17 protein-coding genes, 2 tRNA genes, 3 rRNA genes and 6 pseudogenes are annotated in these 26776 nt (G+C 58.2%); 10 read left to right on the top strand and 18 right to left on the bottom strand.

Features of this window, described 5'->3' with window-relative positions; all coding sequences use genetic code 11:
• Positions 1–42 precede the first annotated feature (42 nt).
• From CCX87_RS08950 to CCX87_RS08940, 3 genes and pseudogenes are all read left to right on the top strand, one after another.
• Complete coding sequence (locus CCX87_RS08950) at positions 43–1590, top strand: hypothetical protein (RefSeq protein WP_139235484.1); 1548 nt, start codon at positions 43–45, stop codon at positions 1588–1590.
• 159 nt (positions 1591–1749) lie between these two features.
• The gene (locus CCX87_RS08945) at positions 1750–2049 is read left to right on the top strand and encodes an H-NS histone family protein (RefSeq protein ID WP_157667116.1); all 300 of its coding nucleotides are present in this window, start codon (positions 1750–1752) and stop codon (positions 2047–2049) included.
• A 60-nt stretch (positions 2050–2109) separates the two neighbouring features.
• Positions 2110–2355 (top strand): annotated as a pseudogene (locus tag CCX87_RS08940) (NAD(P)-dependent oxidoreductase); the annotation flags it as partial.
• Positions 2356–2482: 127 nt separating this feature from the next.
• On the opposite strand, the gene CCX87_RS08935 reads toward CCX87_RS08940, so the two are convergent.
• The 4 genes from CCX87_RS08935 to CCX87_RS08920 all read right to left on the bottom strand — a co-directional run bounded on the left by CCX87_RS08935 (position 2483) and on the right by CCX87_RS08920 (position 6174).
• Positions 2483–3613: a branched-chain amino acid ABC transporter substrate-binding protein gene (locus tag CCX87_RS08935; RefSeq protein WP_087745620.1), complete on the bottom strand. Its 1131-nt coding sequence runs from the start codon at positions 3611–3613 to the stop codon at positions 2483–2485.
• Positions 3614–3744: 131 nt separating this feature from the next.
• Complete coding sequence (locus tag CCX87_RS21550; RefSeq protein ID WP_335622390.1) at positions 3745–3969, bottom strand: hypothetical protein; 225 nt, start codon at positions 3967–3969, stop codon at positions 3745–3747.
• Positions 3970–4214: 245 nt separating this feature from the next.
• Complete coding sequence (locus CCX87_RS08925; protein ID WP_087745616.1) at positions 4215–4649, bottom strand: DNA polymerase III subunit chi; 435 nt, start codon at positions 4647–4649, stop codon at positions 4215–4217.
• Between the two features lie 7 nt (positions 4650–4656).
• The gene (locus CCX87_RS08920; RefSeq protein ID WP_087745614.1) at positions 4657–6174 is read right to left on the bottom strand and encodes a leucyl aminopeptidase; all 1518 of its coding nucleotides are present in this window, start codon (positions 6172–6174) and stop codon (positions 4657–4659) included.
• Positions 6175–6197: 23 nt separating this feature from the next.
• Here CCX87_RS08920 and lptF point away from each other — a divergent pair.
• Positions 6198–7223 (top strand): annotated as a pseudogene (lptF, locus tag CCX87_RS08915) (LPS export ABC transporter permease LptF); the annotation flags it as partial.
• On the opposite strand, the gene CCX87_RS21625 reads toward lptF, so the two are convergent.
• Positions 7186–7293 (bottom strand): hypothetical protein, encoded by a 108-nt coding sequence (locus tag CCX87_RS21625; RefSeq protein WP_442857484.1) that lies wholly within the window; start codon positions 7291–7293, stop codon positions 7186–7188. The pseudogene lptF and the gene CCX87_RS21625 sit on opposite strands and share 38 nt — an antisense overlap.
• Here CCX87_RS21625 and lptG point away from each other — a divergent pair.
• From lptG to CCX87_RS08895, 4 genes are read left to right on the top strand one after another with little or no spacing between them, the layout of a single operon-like run.
• On the top strand, positions 7292–8398 hold the full coding sequence (gene lptG, locus CCX87_RS08910; RefSeq protein WP_087745610.1) for an LPS export ABC transporter permease LptG: 1107 nt from the start codon (positions 7292–7294) through the stop codon (positions 8396–8398). The genes CCX87_RS21625 and lptG overlap by 2 nt on opposite strands.
• Before the next feature lie 17 nt (positions 8399–8415).
• On the top strand, positions 8416–8808 hold the full coding sequence (locus CCX87_RS08905) for a sirohydrochlorin chelatase (RefSeq protein ID WP_087745608.1): 393 nt from the start codon (positions 8416–8418) through the stop codon (positions 8806–8808).
• A gap of 43 nt (positions 8809–8851) precedes the next feature.
• Positions 8852–9793: a CysB family HTH-type transcriptional regulator gene (locus tag CCX87_RS08900; RefSeq protein ID WP_087745606.1), complete on the top strand. Its 942-nt coding sequence runs from the start codon at positions 8852–8854 to the stop codon at positions 9791–9793.
• Positions 9794–9841: 48 nt separating this feature from the next.
• Positions 9842–11032 (top strand): pyridoxal phosphate-dependent aminotransferase, encoded by a 1191-nt coding sequence (locus CCX87_RS08895; RefSeq protein ID WP_087745604.1) that lies wholly within the window; start codon positions 9842–9844, stop codon positions 11030–11032.
• Between the two features lie 177 nt (positions 11033–11209).
• On the opposite strand, the pseudogene CCX87_RS21620 reads toward CCX87_RS08895, so the two are convergent.
• The 4 genes and pseudogenes from CCX87_RS21620 to CCX87_RS20775 form a co-directional block, all read right to left on the bottom strand.
• Positions 11210–11875, bottom strand: a pseudogene (locus CCX87_RS21620) (IS66 family transposase); the annotation flags it as partial.
• Between the two features lie 58 nt (positions 11876–11933).
• Positions 11934–12698, bottom strand: coding sequence for an IS21-like element helper ATPase IstB (gene istB, locus CCX87_RS08885; protein WP_056269326.1), 765 nt, complete (start codon positions 12696–12698; stop codon positions 11934–11936).
• Positions 12695–14359 (bottom strand): IS21 family transposase, encoded by a 1665-nt coding sequence (gene istA, locus CCX87_RS08880; protein WP_442857480.1) that lies wholly within the window; start codon positions 14357–14359, stop codon positions 12695–12697. The genes istB (CCX87_RS08885) and istA (CCX87_RS08880) overlap by 4 nt, the downstream gene beginning before the upstream one ends.
• A gap of 109 nt (positions 14360–14468) precedes the next feature.
• A pseudogene (locus CCX87_RS20775) lies at positions 14469–14813 on the bottom strand (IS66 family transposase); the annotation flags it as partial.
• A 145-nt stretch (positions 14814–14958) separates the two neighbouring features.
• Between CCX87_RS20775 and istA (CCX87_RS08870) the strand changes: the two are divergent.
• Positions 14959–16512 (top strand): IS21 family transposase, encoded by a 1554-nt coding sequence (gene istA / locus CCX87_RS08870; protein ID WP_087745598.1) that lies wholly within the window; start codon positions 14959–14961, stop codon positions 16510–16512.
• Between the two features lie 39 nt (positions 16513–16551).
• On the top strand, positions 16552–17289 hold the full coding sequence (gene istB, locus CCX87_RS08865; protein ID WP_087745596.1) for an IS21-like element helper ATPase IstB: 738 nt from the start codon (positions 16552–16554) through the stop codon (positions 17287–17289).
• Between the two features lie 147 nt (positions 17290–17436).
• Here istB (CCX87_RS08865) and tnpC read toward each other — a convergent pair.
• The 9 genes and pseudogenes from tnpC to rng form a co-directional block, all read right to left on the bottom strand.
• A pseudogene (gene tnpC, locus CCX87_RS21300) lies at positions 17437–18285 on the bottom strand (IS66 family transposase); the annotation flags it as partial.
• Positions 18286–18414: 129 nt separating this feature from the next.
• Positions 18415–18705 (bottom strand): annotated as a pseudogene (gene tnpB, locus CCX87_RS21295) (IS66 family insertion sequence element accessory protein TnpB); the annotation flags it as partial.
• The gene (locus tag CCX87_RS08855; protein ID WP_087743482.1) at positions 18702–19241 is read right to left on the bottom strand and encodes a transposase; all 540 of its coding nucleotides are present in this window, start codon (positions 19239–19241) and stop codon (positions 18702–18704) included. The pseudogene tnpB and the gene CCX87_RS08855, both read right to left, overlap by 4 nt.
• A 166-nt stretch (positions 19242–19407) precedes the next feature.
• Positions 19408–19520 (bottom strand): 5S ribosomal RNA (rrf, locus tag CCX87_RS08850).
• Positions 19521–19661: 141 nt separating this feature from the next.
• Positions 19662–22540, bottom strand: a 23S ribosomal RNA gene (locus tag CCX87_RS08845).
• Positions 22541–22918: 378 nt separating this feature from the next.
• A tRNA-Ala gene (locus CCX87_RS08840) sits at positions 22919–22994 on the bottom strand.
• Positions 22995–23025: 31 nt separating this feature from the next.
• Positions 23026–23102 (bottom strand) — tRNA-Ile (locus tag CCX87_RS08835).
• Positions 23103–23193: 91 nt separating this feature from the next.
• Positions 23194–24726, bottom strand: a 16S ribosomal RNA gene (locus CCX87_RS08830).
• Together the 16S, 23S and 5S rRNA genes with 2 tRNA genes alongside form the textbook arrangement of a ribosomal RNA operon.
• A 550-nt stretch (positions 24727–25276) precedes the next feature.
• Positions 25277–26764 carry a ribonuclease G gene (gene rng, locus CCX87_RS08825; protein ID WP_087745592.1) on the bottom strand — a complete coding sequence of 496 codons (1488 nt, stop codon included), beginning with the start codon at positions 26762–26764 and terminating at the stop codon, positions 25277–25279.
• Positions 26765–26776: the final 12 nt, after the last annotated feature.

Here is a 26776-nt window from a genome sequence, read left to right as displayed (position 1 = left end):
AAAGCTCCACACAGTATCTGCATACAAACTAGCGACGATCTAATGGCACGCGACGACTTCACGAAACCGACCAAGAATCAGGCTTACCAGCGGGCGGCAGGTCGTTGCTCCAATCCCGATTGCCGCGCCACCACCTCCGCGCCAGTGGGCGAAGTTGACTTCTCCAATGTGGGGGTCGGCGCGCATATTCATGCGGCATCGCCTGGGGGGCCGCGTTATCTCGCTGCAATGACTGCAGAGGACCGGCGCGGCTTTGGCAACATCATCTGGCTATGCCAGACCTGCTCGACGATCATCGACCGAGATCCCGACTCGTACCCTGCAGAAACGCTCAAAGCATGGAAAACATCGGCTGAGGCAAGGGCTCTGATGGAGCAAGGCAAGCGGCTTCCCGATGAAAAGGATATCTATCGCATGGCGGCCATGGCCATGGGCACCCGAACGCCTGGGTTTTATCCAGAAGCCATAGGCAACGTGCACAAAGCCTTGGTCGATCAATTGGAAGCGGTGGATCCGAGGTTCACTGTTTCAACAGCGTACTCGGGCGGCAACACAACGATTACCGTGGGCGCGAAAGAGACCGTGTCTTTTTCCATCAAGATTGCACAAGAATCGGCTGATCTCTGGCGCAAGGGCCTTCAGGCGTCCATTGACGAGGGCCGTGAAGCGACGCTGCCCCTCGATGGGGTCGTGTTTGAAGGATCAAAACTCTTCGATGTGCTGCACAAAGATGCCGACCTAGCATCGATAACGATCATGCCGATGGCACGTCCAGCCGTGTTGAAGATACTTGCGCCCCAGATCGAACCGGCAATTTTTGAAACCATTGGTGGTCAACTAACAGCTGGGCGCAAGCAAATCCGATTTGCAGGCGCTGGATGTGGCGGTCTTCTGGACGTGGAATTAGCTTTCACCCCAACGAATCGCAATGATGTTCACTCGGTATCGACTCTGACTACCAACTTAAAAGCGTGGCAAGGAAAAGAGGCTGCCAACCCTCCCTACTTGGACGTCCTTATCAACCTGCTTGACGCAATTCTTGATCCATCCGCGTCTGTTACGTTCGTCTTGGAAGTCGATGGAAATCAAGCTGCAGCGGGGAAGTTTCATATACCAAAGCATATAGAGGCGATGAACGAGACCCTCGCATTTGCTCACTACGCAAGACGAGCCAGAAATGTGCTTAGATACCTCAGGAAAAGTGCGCCGATCGATATTTTCGAGAGCATTTCCACTGACGATCATCTGGCCCTGGCGCGAGTCAGCGATATCGTTGAGGGCAAGCTCTCCTACCAGCGCTCTCAGATCACCGGTTCACCGACGATGACTGTCGCGTGTACTGACGGGGGTAAGTCACTGATGGAGGTCGTGCGCAACGGAGAGTTTTCAGTTCTGCAGCAGAAAGAACCCGCATCCATGGTCACCATCTATGGGAAGCAATACGAAGTCCCTCCGACCACAAGCTATTACTCGCCTGTGAAACTGCATATCCTGAGCAAGAAGAAAAAGAAGGAGTGCATTGACTTTCGTCTGCGAATCGAAATGGCAGACAACTTCACAAGCCAAACGGTTTTCGATGTACAGCATTGATAGGAGTTCGCTTTTGAAGCTCGGTTGCCGCTAGATCGTGATCAGCCAGCTACGAGGCCGCTCAGTGGGTTAGCCCTCTATGATGCGGTCCAATCGCTCCAAGAGAGGTGTTCGGTGCCAAAGACGTTGAGTCAAATGAGGAAACGCCTGGAAGAGGCGATGAGCCAGGCCAACGACGCGGAGGAGATCATTCCTCTTTTGAAGAAGGTCATTGCTCAATACGAGTTGATGCCCGGCGATCTGTTTGATCAGCCCTATCAAGCGCCAAAGTTAGCAGCTCAAGAAAACGCTAAGACGCGAAGTACGGAGCCACAGTTACAGGCGGTCTACCAAGACGGCAATGGCAACACCTGGGCGGGGCGCGGGCGACGGCCAACGTGGCTGAACGAAGCGCTTGAACGAGGGCACACCCTAGAGAACTTCAAGGTTCCGAGCAAACGCGTGAGTCGAGCTAAGTGATTGATATCACTTGATTTTTTGCGGGTGATTTCAGGTTTTGCTCAAAAACCGAGATTACCCCTGATCGCGGCCCTGAACCGTGGACGCCCCGGTCTGGCCGCCGTGGACGTGTTTGAAAGCGAACCCATCCTGCAAGGCCACGCCCTGCTGCGCCTGGAAAACTGCATCTGCACGCCCCACATCGGTTATGTTGAGCAGGACAGCTACGAGTTGTACTTTGGCGCCGCCTTTGACAACGTGGTGAACTACATCAAGGGCACGCCCACGAATATCGTGAACCCGGGCGCATTGCAGGTCCGCCGCTGAGCTTTGGCGCGGAGCACCACTCCCGCAACTGTGCATTGAGCGACGCCCCCATAAAAAATGGCTTCCTGTAGGAAGCCATTTTTTATGGGGGCTGCATCCACGAATGCAGCCAAAGGTCGCTCTGAATTTAGTTCAGAGGCGTCTTCTTGCCATCCTTGTATACATACAGAGTGATAGCGGGGTTCTTCATTTCGCCATTGGACTCAAATGCGATCGTGGAGGTCACGCCCTTGAACTGCGATTTCAGCAACTCGGGGGTATAGACCTTGGGATCCACCGAATTGGCACGCTTCATGGCGTCCACAATCAGGTGCGTAGCGTCGTAGGTATAGGGGCTATAAACCTGGAACTGACCTGGGTACTTGGCATCGTACTTGGCCCTCCATGCCTTGCCGCCTGGCATTTTGTCAAGCGATGCACCACCTTCAGCACACACCACGTTAGAAAGCGTCTTGGCACCGGCAGCCAGCTTGGCGATTTCGGAAGTGCAGATACCGTCACCGCCAAAGTACTTGACGTTGCCCATGCCCAGTTGCTCCATCTGGCGCAGCATCGGGCCGCCTTGAGGATCCATGCCTCCGAAGAAGATAGCATCTGGATTCTTGGACTTGATAGCCGTCAGGATGGCCATAAAGTCAGTGGCCTTATCGGTCGTGAACTGCTCGTCCACCACCTTCATGCCCTTTTCGGCAGCAACTCTTTTGAACACGTTAGCCACACCCTGGCCATAGGCCGTACGGTCATCGACGATGGCAACCGTCTTGAGCTTGAGCGTGTCAGCAGCGTAGAAAGCCAGGCCAGCACCCAGGGCGTTGTCGTTGGCGATGATACGGAAGGTGGTCTTGTAGCCAGGCTTCGTCAGGTTGGGGTTGGTAGCTGCCCCCGTGACATGGGGAATACCGCAGTCGTTATAGACCTTGGAGGCGGGAATGGTCGTGCCGGAGTTGAGGTGCCCCACGACGCCCGCCACTTTGGCGTCGCACAGCTTTTGCGCAGCAGCGGTGCCCTGCTTGGGATCTGCAGCATCGTCTTCGGCTTGCAACTCGAACTTGATCTTTTTGCCACCGATGGTGATGCCCTGTGCATTCAACTCTTCAATGGCCATGCGCGCGCCATTTTCGTTGTCCTTTCCGTAGTGGGCTTGGGCACCCGAAACCGGAGCCACATGACCGATCTTGACCACTTGCTCTTGAGCAGAGGCCATACCAGCAACAGCCGCGATAGCAGCAACCACGGTCAGTTTCAACTTCAATTGCATATCAATCTCCAGTAAAGATAAACGCTGAGAATAATTATTGTGTCTCAACGCAGGCGAACTTATCGCAATTTACGGGCCAGATCATTAGGGAACACGCGTAAATCCGAAGGAAACCACGGGGAAATACCCTGTCATCTTCCTGGCTCAGGGGAATTTTCGTTCGCCAATTCGTCGGCCACGGCCTCATAGACCGCATGCCGCACCACTGACTCAATTTCTTCACGCAGACGGGGCAGCACGGAGCGGGTCTGCTCCTGTATCACCAGTGCAATCGCCTCGCGCAAACGCTGATCCAGCACCACATCCACGCGCTGCATCACTCGGTGCACCATGTACTCTTCAATGCCCTGCGGCAAAGGGCGTCGCGGGTTGGGCGATGTTAGGACGGGCTTTGTGTCGGAAGTGCCTCGGACGGACGCAGCAGGAATTGAGACCCCTGCCTGAAGCGATGGCTCAGTTTGCGCGATGCTGGTGGAGCATCCTCCCCCAAACGACGGTCCAGATTGCGCCTGAGGCACTGAAAACGGGAGCACATCGGGCTCCTGCACCACTTCAGTGAGGGTCGGCACAAAACGGGGGATCAACTTGGGCGAAAGGGACATCAGTCGGCTTTCAAGACCAGATCATGGCGCGTGATGGCATAGCCCTGCGATGCATAGTGACGCCAGCGGACACGCGCTTCATTGCGGTCTACCTCATCTGTGGCACTCACCACCTCCACCAAGCGGCCAAAACTGCCAAACCCCTCAGGCACAACGCTCCCCATATTCAGCAGCATTTCTTGGTGGGGCGCTTGCCACACGTCTACAGCAAGCACCACCGATGAAAATTGCAAGAGTTCATCCTCAGCATCGCTACGGCAATGGGCAACGAAATCCTGCGGCAGCATGCTCCAAAGCATTCCGTCCAGCTCTGCCAGAGTGTCCGCAGAACCCGTAATGACGAGCCGTGCGCCGCTGCGTTGCGCCTTGCGGGCAAACCGGCAGGCATAGGCCATTTTGTCCGGTGCATTGAAGTGGAAAGCGACTTCAGTCATGACGAATTCAGGCCGGTTTTGAACGAGTGTTGGGCCTTGCCGACACTGCGGGAGAAGACTTCTTCACCGCATCTTTTGCCGATAACGGCTGAACACGGCTCAGCAGGTAATGCACCAGCAGGCCTACCGGTCGGCCGGTAGCCCCCTTGACCGCTCCACCTTTCCAGGCAGTACCGGCAATGTCGAGGTGCGCCCAAGGAAACGCGCCCACGAATCGCTGCAGGAACTTGGCCGCCGTGATGGAGCCGCCCGCTCGCCCTGCCACATTGCCAATGTCTGCAAAATTGCTCTTCAATCCCTCGGCATAGTCCTCGTCCAGCGGCATGCGCCAGCAAAAGTCCTGAGCCACATCCCCTGCCGCAGACAGGGCAGAGGCCAGCGCATCGTTGTTTGAAAATAGTCCGCTGCGGACTGCGCCCAAAGCAATCACGCAGGCACCAGTCAAGGTGGCGATGTCCACCACCGCGGCAGGTTTGAAGCGCGCGGCATAGGTCAATACGTCACAAAGGACCAGTCGACCTTCCGCATCGGTGTTCAATATCTCGATGGTCTGACCGCTCATGCTGGTAACAACGTCACCGGGCTTCACGGCCCGACCATCAGGCATATTTTCACAGGCCGGGATGAGGCCCACCACATTGATAGCGGGTTGCAATTCTCCAAGAGCACGAAACACCCCCAGGACGCTGGCTGCACCGCACATGTCGAACTTCATTTCATCCATCTCGGCAGCAGGCTTGATGGAAATTCCGCCAGTATCGAAAGTGATGCCCTTCCCTATCAGCACTACCGGGGTCTCTGACTTGCCTGCGCCGCTGTATCGCAGTTCGATCAGCCTCAGCGGCTCCTCGGAGCCTCGCGCAACAGCCATGAATGCGCCCATGCCAAGACGAGCCACTTCGGCGGGGCCATGCACTTTGCACTGGACGCGAGGGTGCCTGCCAAGGGACTTGGCGGCTTCGCCCAAAAGATTCGGAGTAGCGTGGTTGGCCGGACGGTTACCCCACTCTCGGGCGAACTCTACGCCCTCCACAAGGCCCACCCCTTGCGCGAACGCCTCTCGCACCGCTTCCACATGAGCGACCCCGATCACCACCCGATTCAAGGTGCGCGCATCCGCCTTGGGCTTGGTAGTCGTGTAAACATAACTGGCATCAGCGACTGCTTGTATAGCGGCGCAAACGCCATCGGCCGTGGTTTCGCCGGCAAAGCAAACCACCGCACGTTTGACCTGCGACAGCTTGAAGGTTGCTGCAATAGCCTGCACGGCCTGACGGATGGCCCGGGCAGAACCATTGCCCACACCCACAAGAACCACGCGCCGCGCGCTGACAGCGGGTGCCAGATAGAGTTGAAGGTGCTTACCGGCTTTGGATTCCAGGTCGCCGCATTTGAGCGCATGGGCCACGAGCACCGACAAGGCATCCTGCCCCGGTTTGAAGCCCTCGGGCACCAGAACGACCAGTAGGTCGCATTTTTCAGTAGCCGCTGCCGGCAACTCCAGAGTCTTCAGATCAAAGTTCATAATCGGTGCTTTCCTTCGGGCCAATGTTATTCGATTCATCCATTCGCAAAGAGCTGGCGCGCAGCTTTGGCGCGACGCTTGTGGTGCTGGTCACAGTGGTCATGACCATGATGCTGATCCGCACCCTCGGTCAAGCGTCGCGCGGCAGCGTAAGCCCCTCTGATGTCATGCTGGTCATGGGCTTCACGGTGTTGGGACAACTCCCAACCATCCTCAGCTTGAGTCTCTTCGTGGCCGTGGTGAGCGTCCTCTCGCGCATGTACCGCGACAGCGAAATGGTTATTTGGTTCTCCGGTGGCCAGGGACTTGTGAGCCTTCTGCGTCCCCTGTTGCGCTTTGCGTGGCCTGTGATGGCGGTTATTGCTGTCCTGTCATTGGGGGTTTGGCCATGGGCCAACGCACAGATTCAGGAGCTCAAGACGCGTTACGAGCAACGCAGCGACGTTGACCGTATTGCGCCGGGCGAGTTTCAGGAATCAGCCAACGGCAGCCGGGTGTTCTTTATCGACAAGGACAGTCCAGACACCCAAGCGGGAAACAACATTTTCATCGCAGCCAACAGCGGCACCAAGGAATCGGTAACATCCGCACGCAGTGCGCGACTTGAAGTACGCGCCGACGAGCGCTTCGCCTTGCTTAGTCAGGGCCAGCGACTGGAATCCACCGCGGGCCAGCCTGGCCTGAAGATCAGTGAGTTTGCCGAATACGGCACGCGTATCGGGTCAGCATCCGGTACGGCAACAGAGCAACTCGCGGTCAAAACCCGGGCCACGCATGAGTTGCTTTTACAGCCAACCATTCCGGTTTACCAGGCAGAACTGGGCTGGCGGCTGGGGTTGGCGCTGGCAGCCATTAATTTTGTGGTTCTGGGCCTGGCCCTGGCGAGCGTGAATCCCCGCGCGGGACGCAGCGGCGGCATGATGTTTGCTTTGTTTGCCTTTGTTGTTTACTACAACCTCATGACATTGGGTCAAAGCTGGGTTGGTGCAGGAAAGCTGGGCTTGCCCGCCTTCATGCTATCCCTCCACGGTGGCACGCTCGCGCTCGCCTTGGCCATTGTGGCCGTGCGGCACAACCACTGGACGCTGCGGCGCCTATGGCCAACGCGGAGTCCTGCATGAAACTTCTTCGCCGTTTCATTCATCGCGAAGCCCTGCTTGCAGTGGGATTTGTGACGCTCGGGTTTCTGGCACTGTTTTTCTTCTTTGATCTGATCGACGAGCTGCGCCTGGTTGGACGGACCGGCCCAGACGGCTACCAGCTCTCCCATGCGCTGCTGTTTGTGTCCCTGAGCATTCCCAGTCACCTCTACGAGTTATTGCCTATCACAGTGCTCATCGGTACCATTTTCGTGATGGCACGGCTGGCACAAAGCTCAGAGTTCACCATCATGCGTACCAGCGGCATGGGTCCATGGCAGGCATTGCGCACATTGCTGGCTCTGGGTGGATTATTCGTGCTGCTGACCTTTGCCGTAGGCGACTACATTGCCCCCCTGACTGAACGTGCAGCGCAGCTCATCAAGGTACGCCACCTGGGCCGCTTGACGTCTGGCGCCACTGGTGCCTGGCTCAAGGAACGCCAGCAAGACCATTCTTTTGCGGTGAATGTGCGCGCTTTGACGCCCGATGGCGGCATGCTGGATGTGCGCATTTTCGAGTTTGACGAAAAGGGCCGACTAGCTTCGCAGACCGATTCTGCAACCGGGCGTTTCGCCCTCCCAGGGGGCTGGGAACTGCAACAGGTGCGGCGCAGCAGCTTTCTTCAGCCCGACAGCGAAAAAGCACGGGTGGATCAACTGCAGGTTCCTACCCTGCTATGGCCGACTCGCATCAGCGCGGACATGGTGGCGGCCTCGCTGATCAAGCCCGACCGCATGGCTACGTTCGACCTGTTTCAGTACATCCGTCATCTTGATGCCAATGGCCAGTCAGCACAACGGTATGAAATTGAATTCTGGCGCAAGGTTTTTTATCCGCTGAGCTGCCTGGTGATGGTGGTGCTGGCATTGCCCTTTGCCTACTTGCACTTTCGGGCCGGCGGTATTGCGGGGTACGTTTTTGGCGGCGTGATGGCAGGCATCAGTTTCTTCCTGTTGAACAATGTATTCGGTTACGCCGGAAATCTGCAAAATTGGTCGCCATGGCTGACGGCTGCCGCCCCAGGATTGATTTACTCCCTGTTGTCACTTGCAGCCTTCGGCTGGCTGGTATTGCGACGCTGAGCCTTTTCGAGTTATTCATGTCCGAAATACCACCGGCCATCGTGCTCTTTTCCCATGGTTCGCGCGACCCACTTTGGCGTGCCCCCATAGAAGCGGTTGCGGCGCGCATTGCCTCGCAATACCCTGACCGGCCGGTGCAATGCGCTTATCTTGAATTATGTGAGCCGACATTGGCCCAAGCCACTGAGTTGCTCTCTCAACAAGGGTCCACCCATATAACGGTGGTACCCATGTTTCTAGGCACCGGAAAGCATGCACGAGAGGACCTTCCATTGCTGGTGGAGCAAATCCGCTCGCGCCACCAATCCGTACAGTTCACCATACAGGGCGCCATTGGGGAAGACCACCGCATGACCGCTTTAATGGCAGAAATTGCCTGCGACTCTTCGATAACCACACCCAACCCTTAGACAAATGCAGCATAATGATGCGAGTTTTTAGCCTCCATCAGATATGAACCTACACCAATTCCGATTTGTTCAAGAGGCGGCACGCCGCAACCTCAATCTGACCGAGGCCGCCAAGGCGCTGCACACTTCGCAGCCTGGTGTATCCAAGGCAATCATCGAGTTGGAAGAAGAACTCGGAATTGATATATTCGCCCGCCATGGAAAGCGGCTCAAGCGCATCACAGAACCTGGCCAGCACGTTCTCAAAAGCATTGAAATCATCATGCGCGAGGTGGGAAACCTGAAGCGCATTGGCGAACAGTTCAGCGCGCAGGATAGTGGCACCCTGTCGATCGCAACCACCCACACCCAAGCGCGCTATGTGTTGCCGGTCCCTGTGGCCCGCCTGCGAGAGGCGTATCCAAAAGTCAACATCAGCCTGCACCAGACCACTCCCGACCAGGTCGCACGCATGGTGATAGACGAAGTGGCGGAAATTGGGATGGCCACCGAGTCGCTGGCAGACTATCCCGAACTGGTGACCCTGCCCTGCTATGAGTGGGAACATGTATTGGTGCTCCCTCCGGGCCACCCGCTGACCCAGAAAGAGCGCATTGGACTGGATGACATCGCCCACGAGCCCCTCATTACCTACCACCCAACGTTCACTGGTCGCGGAAAAATTGATTTGGCCTTTTCAACCAGGCGCTTGCAGCCTCGTATTGCACTCGAAGCCATTGACTCCGATGTAATCAAGACGTATGTGCGCCTGGGCCTGGGCATCGGAATCGTCGCAGAAATGGCTATGCGCGATGATCCTGTTGGTGATCTGGTCGTACGCCCCGTCGGGCATCTTTTCGGCCAGAGCGTGGCGCGCGTGGCGTTCAAGCGAGGCGCCTATTTGCGCAATTTTGTCTACAAGTTCGCCGAATTGCTCAGCGACCGCTTGAGCCGCGAACTGATAGCCCGCGCCATGACGGGGCATATCAACGATTACGAACTCTGAGCATCTGCCGGAACTTGTTAACTCTCTACATCGTTTGTGCTTTCTTCCATGACGCCCACCCTCACGAGATCAATCACCCCCACATTTCCCAGCAAGCTGCCTCAGGTCGGCACCACCATTTTCACAGTCATGTCAGCGCTGGCCGCCGAACATGGCGCCGTGAATCTGGGCCAGGGTTTTCCGGACTTTGAATGTGACCCTGCCCTGACCGATGCCGTAACCCATGCCATGAAGGCCGGACATAACCAATACCCGCCCATGCCGGGGATTGCAGCATTGCGCGAAGCCGTTGCTTCAAAAATAGAAGCACTCCATGGCCGAAAATACAGCGCGAACGCCGAAATAACCATCACAGCAGGAGCCACGCAAGCGATCCTTACGGCCATTCTGGCCATCGTCCATGCGGGCGACGAGGTCATCGTACTTGACCCGTGCTATGACAGTTATGCACCTAACATTGAACTGGCTGGTGGCTCCGTTGTGCGGGTGCCTCTTACCCCTGGGACATTTCGCCCCAACTTTGGTCTGATTGCCGCAGCGATCACACCACGCACCCGCGCCCTCATTATCAACAGTCCACACAATCCGAGCGCCTCCATCTGGAGTGCCGAGGATATGCTCACACTGCAAGATCTGCTGGCACCCACCAACATTCTGCTGATCAGCGACGAAGTCTACGAACACATGGTGTTTGATGGTGCTGAGCACCAGAGCGCCGCCCGTTATCCGGACCTTGCCGCCCGCGCGTTCGTCGTATCGAGCTTTGGCAAGACTTTCCATGTCACCGGCTGGAAGATTGGGACTGTAGCAGCACCCGCTTCGCTCACCGCCGAATTCCGCAAGGTGCACCAGTTCAATGTATTCACCGTAAACACCCCGATGCAGCATGGACTGGCGGAGTATTTGAGAGATCCAGCACCATACCTGCAACTGCCAACTTTCTATCAGGCCAAGCGGGACCTTTTCCGCCAAGGATTGGAAGGTTCTCGCTTGAAACTACTACCCAGCACAGGTAGCTATTTCCAGTGTGTGGACATTTCAGCTGTAAGTGATCTGAATGAAGCCGAATTTTGTCAATGGCTCACGCGCGAAGCGGGGGTTGCAGCTATTCCCCTGTCAGCCTTCTATGGCGATGGATTCGATCAAGGTGTCGTTCGCTTTTGTTTTGCAAAAAAGGATGAAACTTTACGTGATGCAATTGGGAAGTTGCGAAAGATCAGTAGTGCCCCAACCTTCTAACGCCAGGGTTTCGTAAGCTAGGGATGTCCTGAATAACTCGGATCCATGAGTGCTACAAGGCCGACGTTTTCAGATAGTGCGATGGATGCCGTTTAGCCTGCGTCTTCGCACCACTTTTCACGCCCTTTCGGGCCATCTGCACCGCTTTCGCGGCCCCTTGCCTGTGTTCAGGCGCACTTATCCCTGCGCCCCCAGCAATTGGTGGCGCACCATCCACAGGTTGGACAGCGCAAACAGCGTCTTGAGCTGCAGCGTGTTCTTCTTCACCCCCCGGTAGCGCACCTTTACATATCCAAACTGCCGCTTGATCACCCTGAAGGGATGCTCCACCTTGGCCCGGATGCTTGCCTTGATCTTCTCCACTTGGTCTATGAGCGCGTCAACGGGGTTGTGCTCTTTGTCCAGCTCTTTGCGCTTGCCCGGGCGCATCGCTATGTGCCACGTCACGCCCGCCCTGGCATCCGGGCGCTTGTGAACGCCTTGATAGCCCGCGTCACCAAACCCGTCTGTCTCCTGCCCGTGCAGCAAGCTGTTGCCCTCTACAACGTCGGCTACGTTGGCCTTGTGCGTAGGCAGCCTTGTGAGCACGTCCTGTAAGTAGGCATAGGGGCCATGCCCATTCATGCGTGCCGACTGCACCAGACTCATCACCGCCGCCGCACGCTGGCCCGCGCGCAGGCTGCCGGCGAATAACCAATTGGCTCTGCCAATGGCAATCGGCCGGATCTGGTTTTCGATCCAGTTGTTGTCCACGGGCAGTTGCCCGTCATCGATGAAGCGCGTCAGCGCAGTCCAGCGCCGCAGGCTGTAATCCAGGGCCCTGGCAGTCGCAGACCCCGATGGCCAGGTCAAATTCCCCCACCCTTGGCCACCCCAAATTCCCCCAGGCAGGACGGTCGGATTATGACGACTCGGGTGTGATGGCGATGCGTGCAGCGGCCTCCTTGAGGCGGTAGCTCTTGCCCTCGAACTCCAGCATCGCGCAGCGGTGCATGAGGCGATCCAGGATGGTGCTGGCCATGGTGGCGTCGCCGAGGTATTTGCCCCAGTCCTGCACCACGCGGTTGGACGTGATGAGAACAGCGCGGCGCAGCTTGTAGCGCTGGTGCACGATGGCCTGTAGGACTTCAGCGGCATGCTCGCTGATGCGTCTGGCCAGGAACAGGTCATCGAGGACGAGCAGGTCCGGCGCGACCCAGTCCTTGAGCAGCTCGGTGCGCTCTGCCGTAGTGGCCAGCGCGTAACGGGCGAACTCGGTGTCGGCTTCCAGGTAACGCACGTCATAGCCCTGCAGCGTGGCCTGGTAGGCCACGGCCTTGGCCACATGGCTCTTGCCGGTGCCCGGCTTGCCGATGATCAGCGCGTTGGCCCCCTCGCCGATGAACTTCAGGGTGTGCAACTCGAAGCAGGCGCTGCGCGGCAGCTTCGGGTTGAAACGCCAGTCGAAGTCAGCCAGCGAGGGGCGCTCATCCAGACCCGAGCGCTTGAAGCGGCGCTCGGTCAGGCGAGAGCGCCGGCGGTCCAGCTCGTCTTGCAGCATGGCGGCGAAGGTCTCCAGGAAAGGCTGCTGGGCGGCCTGGGCCTGCATCACGCGGGTGGACAGGGTCTCGGCGATGCCGGACAGGCGCAGCTCGCGCAGCGCGCGTTCGATCTCGATCATGTTCATGGCTGAACTCCCGGTGCGTTGGTGGTGTTGTGGGTGGTGGTGGTGGTGGTGGTGGTGGTGGTGTTTGCCGTGGCGGCGGCGAGCGCGAAGAGATCGCTGTACTCCTCAGCGTCTCGGATGAGCTCATGCTGCTGCGTCAGCGCGTGGGCACCGGCGGCGGGTGCTTCGCCGCAGGTAGCCTCGATGGCCGCCATCGCCTGGGCAAAGAGGGCTTCGGTCAGCGCCAGCACGCGCTTGTAGCTGTAGACCCCTTGCTCCAGGGCCTGGGCGCAGGCGGCATTGATGCAGTGCGCCGGGTAACGGCGCATGAGTCCCACAATGCCCCAGAGCTTGCGCTGCCCGACACGACCCTCGATGGCAAAGAGCAGCTCACACAGCCGGCTGGCGTGCTCACCAATCTCGCCGGCCTGACGCAGGATCAGGCGGGTCTCGCGAGACGGATTGAACACCCGCTCCTCCATGGGCAGAATCACCGTGCCGGGACGCTCGGCCTTGGCGTGGGTGCGCAGCAAGGCACGGGTGTGCATGTCACGAATCTCGATGCGCTGGGCGTAGATGCGCACCAACACCTTGGAGCCGATGTTCGCCGGGCGAGCGGCGTAGCTGCTGTGATCCACCCGCACACAGCTGTCGTCGCAGACGGTGCGCACCGCCTCGTCGAAATACTGCATTCCCAGCACTGGCAGGGGTTTGAGGTGGCTGCGCTCTTCCTCGAACATGGCCTGCACCTGGCGTCGCTCGGTGCCGTGGATGCGCTTGGATGCCCAGCTCTTCTCCCAGTGCGCCAGGAACTCGTTCTGGGCCTCGATGGACTCAAAGCGCCGGCCCTTCAAGGCCGTGGCCTGGGTATGGCCGATGGCATGCTCCACCGTGCCCTTGCGGTTGGGGTCTCGCACCCGCGCCGGGTCGGCCACCACGCCGTAGTGCGCCAGGGCGGCGGCGTACACCGGGTTGAGATCGGGCTCGTACAGGTCGGGCTTGAGGACGCCTTCCTTCAGATTGTCCAGCACCACGTACTGGGGGCAGCCCCCGAAGTACCGCAGGGCCCGCTCGTGCAGCTCGGCCCAGATCTGCTGGCTGGACTTCCAGACCACGCACCGGAAACTGGCACGGGAATACCGCAAGGTGGCCACGAACAGGCGGGGCTTGCGGTACCGGTCGCTGCCGGGCACGCGGGTGGGCGCGCCCTCGCCGTAGTCCACCTGCATCTCCTCGCCGGGCAGGAAGGACAGGCGATCGAACTGCTCGGGCTCCTTGTGCCGCAACTTTGCACAGAAGCGTTTGACCGAGTTGTACTGGCCATCAAAGCCGTGCTGGTCGACCAGGTCCTGGTAGATGGCCGTGGCGTTTCGCTTCAGCCGCAGCTGGGCTTCGATGAACTCGCGCCAGGGTTCGCACAGGGAGGTGGCCACCGGCCCAGGAGCCGGTGGCCAGGGTGGGGGAATTTGACCTGCCGAGCCGGTGGCCACCCCGGGGGAATTTGACTGCAGTTGCTCCAGCCAGCGCTGGTGGTAGCTCCTGACCGTCTTGCGGTCGATGCCCGTGATGCGGGCGATCTCGCGTTGCGATGTGTTGCGCTCCAGCAGTGTCTCTATGGTGGCGCGTTGGTTGGACTTCAAGACATTCACTCCTTGGCCTTCCCTCGGGGAAGACTGGATCAATGTCCTGCCAACAGGTGCCGACGACGCCGGCGTTAAACCCCTATCCCCGATCAGTTCAGGTGGGGGAGTTTGAGGTGGCCATAGACGGGGGAATTTGGGTGGCCATCAGGGCAGAGCTGTCCGGCAGCTTTTGCCGCTGCAATGTCATCCACTGGTGTAACGCATCCAGGATCGGCTTGGTGTGCTGCTGACGAATGGCTTTGCGTTGATCGGCGTTCAGCTCCTTGACCTCGCGCTCGATGTCGTAAACCTTGGCGAACTGCTCCAGCGCGAACCCGGCAAGCTGGCTTTTGTTGGCCGCATGCAAGTCAAAGAATTTGCGCCGGGCGTGCGCCAGGCAGCCCACCTCGGTCACGCCGTTGGCGATCGTGACTTTGTAACCAGCAAAGTCGTCGCAGACCAGTGCCCCCTTCCAATCGCCCAGGAAGTGGCGCGCATGCTCGCCCGCTCTTGACTCGCATGCGTATTCCACGCGATCGCGGACACGATTCCATGCTGATGGCGGACAGCATTCCAAATTGATGGCGGACACCTGAAGCGGTGTTCTGAGTGACCCGAACGCGGCATACGCTGCCCGGTTTTTTTGACCGGAGTCAGCGATGCCCACACCCAGGGTCACCATGAGCAAAATACGACACACACTGCAACTGCTGCACGGCGGGACCTTGAGCACCCGCCAAATCGGAGCCGCCCTCGGCATATCCAAATCCACCGTCAGCGAAATCGCCAGCTACGCCCGCGTGGCCGGCGTGGCCGGCGTGGACTGGGCGCTGGCCCAGACCTTGAGCGACCAAGAACTGCAGGCCCGGCTCTACAAGCCACCGGTGCCCCGCGCGTCGCGCCACCTGGAGCCCGACCACGCCCACATCCACCGCGAACTGCGCCGCCCCGGCGTCACGCTGCAACTGCTGTGGGAGGAGTACCAACAGCAGCACGGCGGCCAGGCGTACAAGTACAGCGCCTTCTGCGAGAAGTACCAAGCCTGGTCCCGGCGATTGAAGCGTTCCATGCGCCAGACCCATGAGGCCGGCGACAAACTCTTCGTGGACTACGCCGGCCAGACGGTGCCCATCGTGGACGCCAGTACCGGCGAGATAACGCAGGCCCAGATATTTGTGGCCGTGCTGGGCGCAGCGAACTACACCTACGCCTGCGCCACTACCAGGCAGAAAGCCACCGACTGGGTGGCCAGCATCATGAGCGCGCTGGAGTTCATCGGCGGCGTCCCCCGCCTGCTGGTGCCCGACCAGCCGCGCGCCTTGATGGCCCGCCCCGACCGCTACGAGCCGACCTCTCACCGCTTGCTCGAAGAGCTCTCGACGCACTACGGCCTGCCCGTCATGCCCGCGCGCCCGGCCAAACCCCGCGACAAGCCGAAGGTGGAGGTCGGCGTGCAGGTGGTCGAGCGCTGGATTCTGGCCCGGCTGCGCCACCAGACTTTCTTCAGCCTGGCCGCCCTGAACCGGGCCATTGCCGCCTTGTTGGCCGACTTGAACCGACGTCCCTTCAAGAAGCTGCCCGGCAACCGCGCCAGCGCCTTTGCCGAACTCGACCGGCTGGCCCTGCGCCCCCTGCCGGCCACACGCATGGCCATTGCCCGCTTCAAGCGCGCCCGCGTCAACATCGATTACCACGTCGAGCTCGACGGCCACTACTACTCGGTGCCCCACGCCCTGGTGGGCGAAGCGGTGGAGTTGCGCATCACGGCCAGTTCGCTCGAAGTCTTGCACGGCAGCAAACGGGTGGCCGCCCATGCACTGAATCCTCGCAAGGGCGCCCACACCACGACGCCAGAGCACATGCCGGCCTCGCATCGGGCGCACCTGCAGTGGACGCCGGCCAAGCTCATCGCCTGGGGCGAGCGGGTGGGAGCGGCCACTGCGGCCGTGGTGCGTTGGCAGATGGAGCACCGTGCCCACCCCGAGCAGGGCTACCGCTCCTGTCTGGGCCTCATGCGCCTGGGGCGTGAGTACGGGGCGCAGCGGCTGGAGGCAGCCTGTGCCCGTGCGCAGTCGATTCGCTCTCCGTCCTACAAGAGCATCGCCTCCATCCTGAGTTGTGGTCTGGACCAGCGGCCGCTGGACGCCCCCATGCCCATGCAGGCCAGCTTGCCACTGCACGAGAACGTGCGCGGGCCGGGCTACTACCACTGAGAAGCCAGAACACCGAAGCGAAACAACGAAAGAACAATCATGCTCAACGAACACACCTTGAACCAACTGCGCGCCCTGCGCCTGGACGGCATGGTGGCCGCCCTGAACGATGCCGCCACCCATATCACTGCCAGTGAGTTGCCCTTTGAACAACGCCTGGCGCTGCTGGTGCAGCGCGAGGTGGACTGGCGCGATAGCAAACGCCTGGAGCGTCTCCTGAAGGCCGCCCGATTGAAGGTCTCCAGCGCTTGTCTGGAGGACATCGATTGGCGTGGCAGCCGGGGGCTGAGCCGAGAGGTCATCGCCAGCCTGGCCACAGGCGATTGGCTGCGCCATGGTCACAACGTCCTGCTTACCGGCGCCACCGGCTGCGGCAAGACGTGGCTGGCCCGTGCGCTGGGGCAGCAGGCGGCACGCCTGGGCTTCTCGGTGCTCTACACCCGCGCCCCAAGGTTGTTGGAGGAGCTGCACGTAGCCCACGGCGACGGCAGCTTTGCCAAGCGGCTGGCGCAACTGGCGCGACTGGACCTGCTCATCCTGGACGACTTCGGCATTGCCCCGATTGCTGCACACGAGCGCAATGACCTGCTGGAACTGCTGGACGACCGGGTGGGCACGCGCTCGACGCTCATTACCAGCCAACTGCCGGTAACGGCCTGGCATGCCTGGCTGGACGAGCCCACGCTGGCCGACGCCATACTGGACCGCATCGTGCATGGCTCGCACAAGATGGCCCTCAAGGGCGAGTCGATGAGAAAGCTCGCCAAGGCCGGCTGACCATCCAGTCCGACCGCCATTCCACGCTGATGGCGGACACTTCGGCTACGATTTACAGGTCACTCAGGGCACCAGCGCAGGGTGTCCGCCATCGCGTGGAACGCTGTCCGCTATGAGAATGGAATCAGTGTCCGCCATCAGTGGAATGCGCAACTCGCAGAAGTCGTACACCACGGCCTTCATGTCTTCAAAGGCGCTTGGCGCGTAGGCCCACAGGTAAGCCCGATGCGTCGCTCCCTTGCCGGGCTTGAGCATTTGCACCGGCGTTTCATCGGCGTGCAGCACACGGCGGCCGAGTATTTCCGCCTTGAGCGCATCAACCAGTGGCTGCAGCCGCACGCCGCAGGTGCCCACCCATTGCGCCAGGGTGGAGTGAGGAATGGCCAGACCGGCGCGAGCAAAGATGGCTTCCTGGCGGTAGAGCGGCAGATGGTCGGCGTACTTGGCCACCAGCACCTGGGCCAGCAGGCCCGCTGTCGGGATGCCTTTGTCGATCACATGCGCTTCGACTGGCACCTGGGTAATGGTCTCGCACTGGGCGCAGGCCCATTTGCCACGCACGTGGCGCTCTACCGTGAACACGCCGGGCACATAGTCCAGCTTCTCGGCCACGTCTTCGCCGATGCGCTTCATCTGGCAGCCACAGGTGCAGGTGGTCGACTCGGGCTCGTGGCGGATCTCGCGCCGGGGCAGGTGGGCCGGCAGGCTCTGGCGTTTGGGCTGTTGTTTAGCTTGGGGCGCAGCCGCTGGCGGCTGCAGTTGTTCGATCTCGACGGCGACTGCCGCCAGGTCGGCCTCGATCTCGTCTTCGAGCAGGCTGCGCTGCGCGGCGTTGAAGCGCTCGGACTGGGCGGCGAACTTCATGCGCTTGAGCAGTGCGTTCTTGTGGGTGAGCTTGGCGTTGAGCGCCTGGCTGTGGCGCAGCTCGGTCAGCAGCCGCGTGGTCATCTCGCGCAGCTGCTGTGCGCTCAGATCATCCAGGGATTGCGGCTGCATCAACATGACAGGCAGTGTGCCAAGGAAGGCCCTGCGCTGCCATGCGCAGATCCACGGATTGCGCGCCGGCAGACCTGCCGCACAGACTTCAAACCACGGTGATGATGCCCGCGTCCCCATGCGTTGCCAGGGCAGGCCCAGCACCAAGGCATCGAGCTGGGAGCGCTCCAGCTGCCAATGGGCATCGACCGACGCCGGCCAGACGAACTTGCCCTGGTGCAGGCGGCGAGCGGCCAGCCAGATGCCGATGCCGTCGTGCACCAGCACCTTGATGCGGTTGGCGCGTCTGTTGGCGAACAGGTAGGCGTGATGAGGGTGGGCAGCACCGAACACGCTGACCACCCGGGCCAGCGCCGTGTCGGTGCCGGCGCGCATGTCCAGCGGGGCCGTGGCAAGCCAGGCAGCGTCGATACGGATCATTGCCGCAGCACCTGGAGCAAACCCTGCAATGCGCGGGAACACTCGCCAGCAGCGGCCACCGGCCAATTGACCGTCACGAGGGTGCCGTGATGACAGCACTCGATGCGGATGTCTGATGAGGGAGTTGCCGATGCAGCACTTGGGGCAGCTTGCGCACCCGCTGGCTGAGGCCCCATCGCCGGCGAGCCCAGCGTCATCGCGATGAAGGCGGGCACGGTGCTGGCATGAGGCAGATGCGCCGGGGCACGAACAGGCTGTGCATTGGCCATTGGCTCAGCCGCTGCATCGTCGCAGTGCGGGGCGATGCCGGACGCCACAGCATGCGCGGTATCGCAGGTGGGCTGGTGAAGGCCCAGACGATGCTCCTTGAGCCAGCGATGCAGCACATTGGCATTCATGCCATGTTCACGTGCTGTGGCGGCAATTGATGCGCCGGGCTGCTGGCACGCGGCGATCAGTTCAACCTTGAATTGCGCGCTGTAGACCCGGCGTGTGCGGGGGACACGGGAGCGCGAGTTGGGGATCTCTTGAGACATGGTGTGCACGATGGTTTACGTGGACACGATGGTGCTTGCAATTGCTCATTCGAGGTAGATGGGGTGGCCGGACGGATACGATAGGTGCGGTGGTGCAGGCGATTGTGAGATTCCAAAGCAGAACGCCCCACTCAAAGTTTGAGTGGGGCGTTACTGGGCTGTAAGAGCCTGACGATGACCTACTTTCACACGGGAACCCGCACTATCATCGGCGCAAAGTCGTTTCACTGTCCTGTTCGGGATGGGAAGGAGTGGTACCAACTTGCTATGGTCATCAGGCATAACTTGGTGCTGGGCAGTTTTGTGAACTGCCTGGCGAATTCATAGAGTTTGGAATCAGATTTTATGTTTTGACTGCGTCAACTTGGCATAACAATCTTTGAGCTGTTCACACTTGCATGTGTTGGCTATCAAAGTTATAGGGTCAAGCCGCACGAGCAATTAGTACAGGTTAGCTTAACGCATTACTGCGCTTCCACACCCTGCCTATCAACGTCCTGGTCTTGAACGACTCTTCAGGGGGCTCAAGGCCCCGGCAGATCTCATCTTGAAACGAGTTTCCCGCTTAGATGCTTTCAGCGGTTATCTCTTCCACACTTAGCTACTCGGCAATGCCACTGGCGTGACAACCGATACACCAGAGGTGTGTCCACTCCGGTCCTCTCGTACTAGGAGCAGGCTTCCTCAAATCTGCAGCGCCCACGGAAGATAGGGACCAAACTGTCTCACGACGTTTTAAACCCAGCTCACGTACCTCTTTAAATGGCGAACAGCCATACCCTTGGGACCGGCTACAGCCCCAGGATGAGATGAGCCGACATCGAGGTGCCAAACACCGCCGTCGATATGAACTCTTGGGCGGTATCAGCCTGTTATCCCCAGAGTACCTTTTATCCGTTGAGCGATGGCCCTTCCATACAGAACCACCGGATCACTATGTCCTGCTTTCGCATCTGCTCGACTTGTCAGTCTCGCAGTTAAGCACGCTTATGCCATTGCACTATCGTCACGATGTCCGACCGTAACTAGCGTACCTTCGAACTCCTCCGTTACGCTTTGGGAGGAGACCGCCCCAGTCAAACTGCCTACCATGCACTGTCCCCGATCCAGATAATGGACCTAGGTTAGAACCTCAAACACACCAGGGTGGTATTTCAACGTTGGCTCCATGAGAACTAGCGTCCTCACTTCAAAGCCTCCCACCTATCCTACACAGATCTGTTCAAAGTCCAATACAAAGCTACAGTAAAGGTTCATGGGGTCTTTCCGTCTTTCCGCGGGGAGATTGCATCATCACAAACATTTCAACTTCGCTGAGTCTCAGGAGGAGACAGTGTGGCCATCGTTACGCCATTCGTGCAGGTCGGAACTTACCCGACAAGGAATTTCGCTACCTTAGGACCGTTATAGTTACGGCCGCCGTTTACTGGGACTTCAATCAAGAGCTTGCACCCCATCATTTAATCTTCCAGCACCGGGCAGGCGTCACACCCTATACGTCCACTTTCGTGTTTGCAGAGTGCTGTGTTTTTATTAAACAGTCGCAGCCACCGATTTTTTGCAACCCCGTTGGGCTCCCTCTGTACGAGTTCACCTACTTGGGGCATACCTTCTCCCGAAGTTACGGTATCAATTTGCCGAGTTCCTTCTCCTGAGTTCTCTCAAGCGCCTTAGAATACTCATCTCGCGCACCAGTGTCGGTTTGCGGTACGGTCGTGTGTAGCTGAAGCTTAGTGGCTTTTCCTGGAAGCAGGGTATCACTCACTTCGACTGCAAGCAGCCTCGTTATCACCCCTCATCTAAGCCCGGCGGATTTGCCTACCGGGCACGACTACAGGCTTGAACCAACATATCCAACAGTTGGCTGAGCTAACCTTCTCCGTCCCCACATCGCACTACACATCGGTACAGGAATATTGACCTGTTTCCCATCAGCTACGCATCTCTGCCTCGCCTTAGGGGCCGACTCACTCTACGCCGATGAACGTTGCGTAGAAAACCTTGCGCTTACGGCGAGGGGGCTTTTCACCCCCTTTAACGCTACTCATGTCAGCATTCGCACTTCTGATACCTCCAGCATCCGTTACCAGACACCTTCACAGGCCTACAGAACGCTCTCCTACCACGTGCAATAAATTGCACATCCGCAGCTTCGGTAACTGGCTTAGCCCCGTTACATCTTCCGCGCAGGACGACTCGATCAGTGAGCTATTACGCTTTCTTTAAATGATGGCTGCTTCTAAGCCAACATCCTGACTGTTTTAGCCTTCCCACTTCGTTTCCCACTTAGCCAATTTTAGGGACCTTAGCTGGCGGTCTGGGTTGTTTCCCTCTTGAGTCCGGACGTTAGCACCCGGTGCTCTGTCTCCCAAGCTGTACTCTGCGGTATTCGGAGTTTGCATAGGTTTGGTAAGTCGCCATGACCCCCTAGCCTAAACAGTGCTCTACCCCCGCAGGTAATACTTGAGGCACTACCTAAATAGTTTTCGGAGAGAACCAGCTATTTCCAAGTTTGTTTAGCCTTTCACCCCTATCCACAGCTCATCCCCTAGTTTTGCAACACTAGTGGGTTCGGACCTCCAGTACCTGTTACGGCACCTTCATCCTGGCCATGGATAGATCACTTGGTTTCGGGTCTACACCCAGCGACTGATTCGCCCTATTCGGACTCGATTTCTCTACGGCTTCCCTATTCGGTTAACCTTGCCACTGAATGTAAGTCGCTGACCCATTATACAAAAGGTACGCAGTCACCCCTAAGGGCTCCTACTTTTTGTAAGCATGCGGTTTCAGGATCTATTTCACTCCCCTCCCGGGGTTCTTTTCGCCTTTCCCTCACGGTACTGGTTCACTATCGGTCGATTACGAGTATTTAGCCTTGGAGGATGGTCCCCCCATATTCAGACAGGATTTCTCGTGTCCCGCCCTACTTTTCTCCAGCTTAGTACCACACGTCTGTTTTCGCATACAGGGCTATCACCTGCTATGGCCGGACTTTCCATCCCGTTTTGCTAACAGTCGTGCTATCACTAGAAGGCTCTTCCGATTTCGCTCGCCACTACTTTCGGAATCTCGGTTGATGTCTTTTCCTCGAGCTACTGAGATGTTTCAGTTCACCCGGTTCGCCTCGCATGACTATGTATTCATCATGCGATACCTCTTGCGAGGTGGGTTTCCCCATTCAGATATCTCCGGATCAATGCTTATTTGCCAGCTCCCCGAAGCTTTTCGCAGGCTATCACGTCTTTCGTCGCCTGTAATCGCCAAGGCATCCACCACATGCTCTTAGTCACTTGACCCTATAACTTTGACATCTCTTTCAAGATACCGCCGTCATCTCAAGGACTTGCCAGGTCTTTCACCTGACGCGTTATGCCGTAAACAACTTCAACCCTTTCGAGTTGTCATCGTATTACTTAAGAATTTCAAACTAGGTTTGAATATTCGTTTTGACGCAATCAAAAATTCTTGTTGCCAGCGGCACGGTCTGCACTAAACCTTTACGAATGTGCAGTTTCCGCCGACAACTCTGATTCGACTCTATGAATTTTTAAAGAACAGCCGATTGATCAAATGATATTGATCAACAACAAAGAGGCCTTTCACATTTCTGCTCAAAGCCGCTTTGGTGTTGATTTACCGAAATACTTTTCTTTTTTCTTCTTCGTCGTCATTGGTGGTGGAGGATGACGGGATCGAACCGACGACCCCCTGCTTGCAAAGCAGGTGCTCTCCCAGCTGAGCTAATCCCCCTCGTCCTCATACCGCATCTAGCAATTGGAATTGGTGGGTCTAGTTGGGCTCGAACCAACGACCCCTGCGTTATCAACACAGTGCTCTAACCAGCTGAGCTACAGACCCATTCCGCCTTCTTGCGAATGACTTCGCAAGTCAGCAGCTTGTTCCAACAACCGATAAGTGTGGGCGTTCAATATTGAATGCAGTTTTCCAGAAAGGAGGTGATCCAGCCGCACCTTCCGATACGGCTACCTTGTTACGACTTCACCCCAGTCACGAACCCTGCCGTGGTAATCGCCCTCCTTGCGGTTAGGCTAACTACTTCTGGCAGAACCCGCTCCCATGGTGTGACGGGCGGTGTGTACAAGACCCGGGAACGTATTCACCGTGACATTCTGATCCACGATTACTAGCGATTCCGACTTCACGCAGTCGAGTTGCAGACTGCGATCCGGACTACGAATGGCTTTATGGGATTGGCTCCCCCTCGCGGGTTGGCGACCCTTTGTACCATCCATTGTATGACGTGTGTAGCCCCACCTATAAGGGCCATGAGGACTTGACGTCATCCCCACCTTCCTCCGGTTTGTCACCGGCAGTCTCATTAGAGTGCCCAACTAAATGTAGCAACTAATGACAAGGGTTGCGCTCGTTGCGGGACTTAACCCAACATCTCACGACACGAGCTGACGACAGCCATGCAGCACCTGTGTTACGGCTCTCTTTCGAGCACTCCTCTATCTCTAAAGGATTCCGTACATGTCAAAGGTGGGTAAGGTTTTTCGCGTTGCATCGAATTAAACCACATCATCCACCGCTTGTGCGGGTCCCCGTCAATTCCTTTGAGTTTCAACCTTGCGGCCGTACTCCCCAGGCGGTCAACTTCACGCGTTAGCTTCGTTACTGAGAAAGTGAATTCCCAACAACCAGTTGACATCGTTTAGGGCGTGGACTACCAGGGTATCTAATCCTGTTTGCTCCCCACGCTTTCGTGCATGAGCGTCAGTACAGGCCCAGGGGATTGCCTTCGCCATCGGTGTTCCTCCGCATATCTACGCATTTCACTGCTACACGCGGAATTCCATCCCCCTCTGCCGTACTCTAGCTATGCAGTCACAAATGCAGTTCCCAGGTTGAGCCCGGGGATTTCACATCTGTCTTACATAACCGCCTGCGCACGCTTTACGCCCAGTAATTCCGATTAACGCTTGCACCCTACGTATTACCGCGGCTGCTGGCACGTAGTTAGCCGGTGCTTATTCTTACGGTACCGTCATGGACCCCAGGTATTAACCAGAGTCTTTTCGTTCCGTACAAAAGCAGTTTACAACCCGAAGGCCTTCATCCTGCACGCGGCATGGCTGGATCAGGCTTGCGCCCATTGTCCAAAATTCCCCACTGCTGCCTCCCGTAGGAGTCTGGGCCGTGTCTCAGTCCCAGTGTGGCTGGTCGTCCTCTCAGACCAGCTACAGATCGTCGGCTTGGTAAGCTTTTATCCCACCAACTACCTAATCTGCCATCGGCCGCTCCGTCCGCGCAAGGCCTTGCGGTCCCCTGCTTTCATCCGTAGATCGTATGCGGTATTAGCAAAGCTTTCGCTCCGTTATCCCCCACGATCGGGCACGTTCCGATGTATTACTCACCCGTTCGCCACTCGTCAGCATCCGAAGACCTGTTACCGTTCGACTTGCATGTGTAAGGCATGCCGCCAGCGTTCAATCTGAGCCAGGATCAAACTCTACAGTTCGATCTTGATTTTTTTCGCCCTCAACCTCTTACAGTCTCGAGCAACTCATAAAAAAGAATTGAAGTGTTCTCCACTTCTATCTCATGAGCGTTTGTAGTGCTAAGCACTAGTTCCAAAGAACTTGGCACTCGCCATCAAACGCCCACGCTTATCGGCTGTATGTTTTTAATGAACCCAGACAATAAATCAACCGAAGTTTCTTTACCATCTTGACCCAGCTGCGATCAGCTGAGCCTTAAATTATATCAGAGTTTTTTCAACCCCGTCAACCAAAAGGTCTTTGCACTCTCTTCGCAAACCACCGTCTCCAGCAACCCGCAAATACCAGCGAAGCCTTGAATTATATACCGGGTTTTTACCCCGCATCAACCAAAACCCCAACTTCTCGCTAAACCCTCTTGCCTCGCTACCCAGAACAGACCCAAAGGGCGCCTCTGAACAGCGAAGCCTTTGACTATAGCAGGGAAATTGAGAACACAAAAGAATCGAGCACTTCGAGCTATCTGCCACGAGGAATAGCCACCCCATCCACCCTTGCTCCGCGTCGGAGCTACAGCAACACAATATCGTATTGCTCTTGCCCCATGGCACTCTCAGCCTGAAGCGAGATGGGCTTGCCGATGAAATCGCTCAGGCCCGCCAAATGCTGGCTTTCCTCGTCCAGAAATAGCTCCACCACACGGGGCGAAGCCACCACGCGAAACTCGCGCGGGTTGAATTGGCGGGCCTCACGCAGAATTTCGCGCAACACGTCGTAGCACACGCTGCGCGCTGTCTTCACCTGCCCAGCCCCCTGGCAGGCGCTGCAGGGCTCGCACAGCATGTGCGCAAGCGATTCACGGGTGCGTTTGCGCGTCATCTCGACGAGGCCCAATTGAGAAAACCCCCCCGACATGGTCTTGACCCGATCGCGCGCAAGCTGCTTCTTGAACTCGGCGAGCACGGCCTCCTGATGGTCGTCGCGGGCCATATCAATGAAATCCACGATGATGATTCCACCCAGGTTGCGCAGGCGCAGCTGGCGGGCGATGGCCTGGGCGGCCTCCAGGTTGGTTTTGAAGATGGTGTCGTCGAAGTTGCGCGCACCCACGTAGCCGCCGGTGTTCACGTCGATGGTGGTGAGCGCCTCGGTCTGGTCCACGATCAGGTAGCCGCCCGATTTCAGATCGACCCGGCGGCCCAGGGCCTTGGCAACTTCTTCGTCAATGGAGTACAGGTCAAAAATCGGGCGCTCGCCCTTGTAATGCTGCAGCTTGCCCGCCGCTGCGGGCATGAACTCCTGCCCAAAGGCCCGCAGGCGCTGGAACTGCTCCATCGAATCAAGGCGAATGGTCTGCGTGTGGTCGCCCACCAGATCGCGCAGCACGCGCTGCAACAGATCCAGATCCTGGTGCAGCAGCGACATGGCGGGCAGCTTGAGTGATGCCTCCTTGATGCGCGCCCAGGTCTTGCGCAGGTAGGCAATGTCTTCGGCCAGTTCGGCATCGGTCGAATCCTCGCCATTGGTGCGCAGGATGAAGCCGCCGCCCCCGCCCGTGGACTTGTCGCCCACCAGTGACTGCAGCCGGGCGCGCAGGGCATCGCGCTCTGCGCCGGGAATCTTCTGTGACACGCCCACATGGTCGTCCTGCGGCAAAAAAACGAGCAGGCGGCCCGCGATACTGATCTGCGTTGACAGCCGCGCGCCCTTGGTGCCGATGGGGTCCTTGATGACTTGCACCATGAGCGCCTGACCTTCGAACACCTGCTTTTCAATCGGCACCTGCGGTTCGTTTTTGCGCGCAAATGCGGGTGGCTCGCCATCGGGCTGGCGCTGCCAGACATCGGCCACATGCAAAAAGGCCGCGCGCTCCAGGCCGATGTCGATGAAGGCCGACTGCATGCCGGGCAGCACGCGCGAGACCTTGCCCAGGTAGACGTTGCCCACCAGGCCGCGTTCGAGCGTGCGCTCGATGTGCAGCTCCTGCACGGCGCCATGCTCCACCACGGCCACACGGGTTTCCTGGGGCGACCAGTTGATCAGGATGTCTTGTTGCATGGCTTAGTGATT

This window comes from Acidovorax sp. T1, assembly GCF_002176815.1.
Lineage (GTDB): Bacteria > Pseudomonadota > Gammaproteobacteria > Burkholderiales > Burkholderiaceae_C > Acidovorax.
Note: the sequence above shows the minus strand (reverse complement) of the source record. Positions and strands in the feature narration are given on the sequence as shown.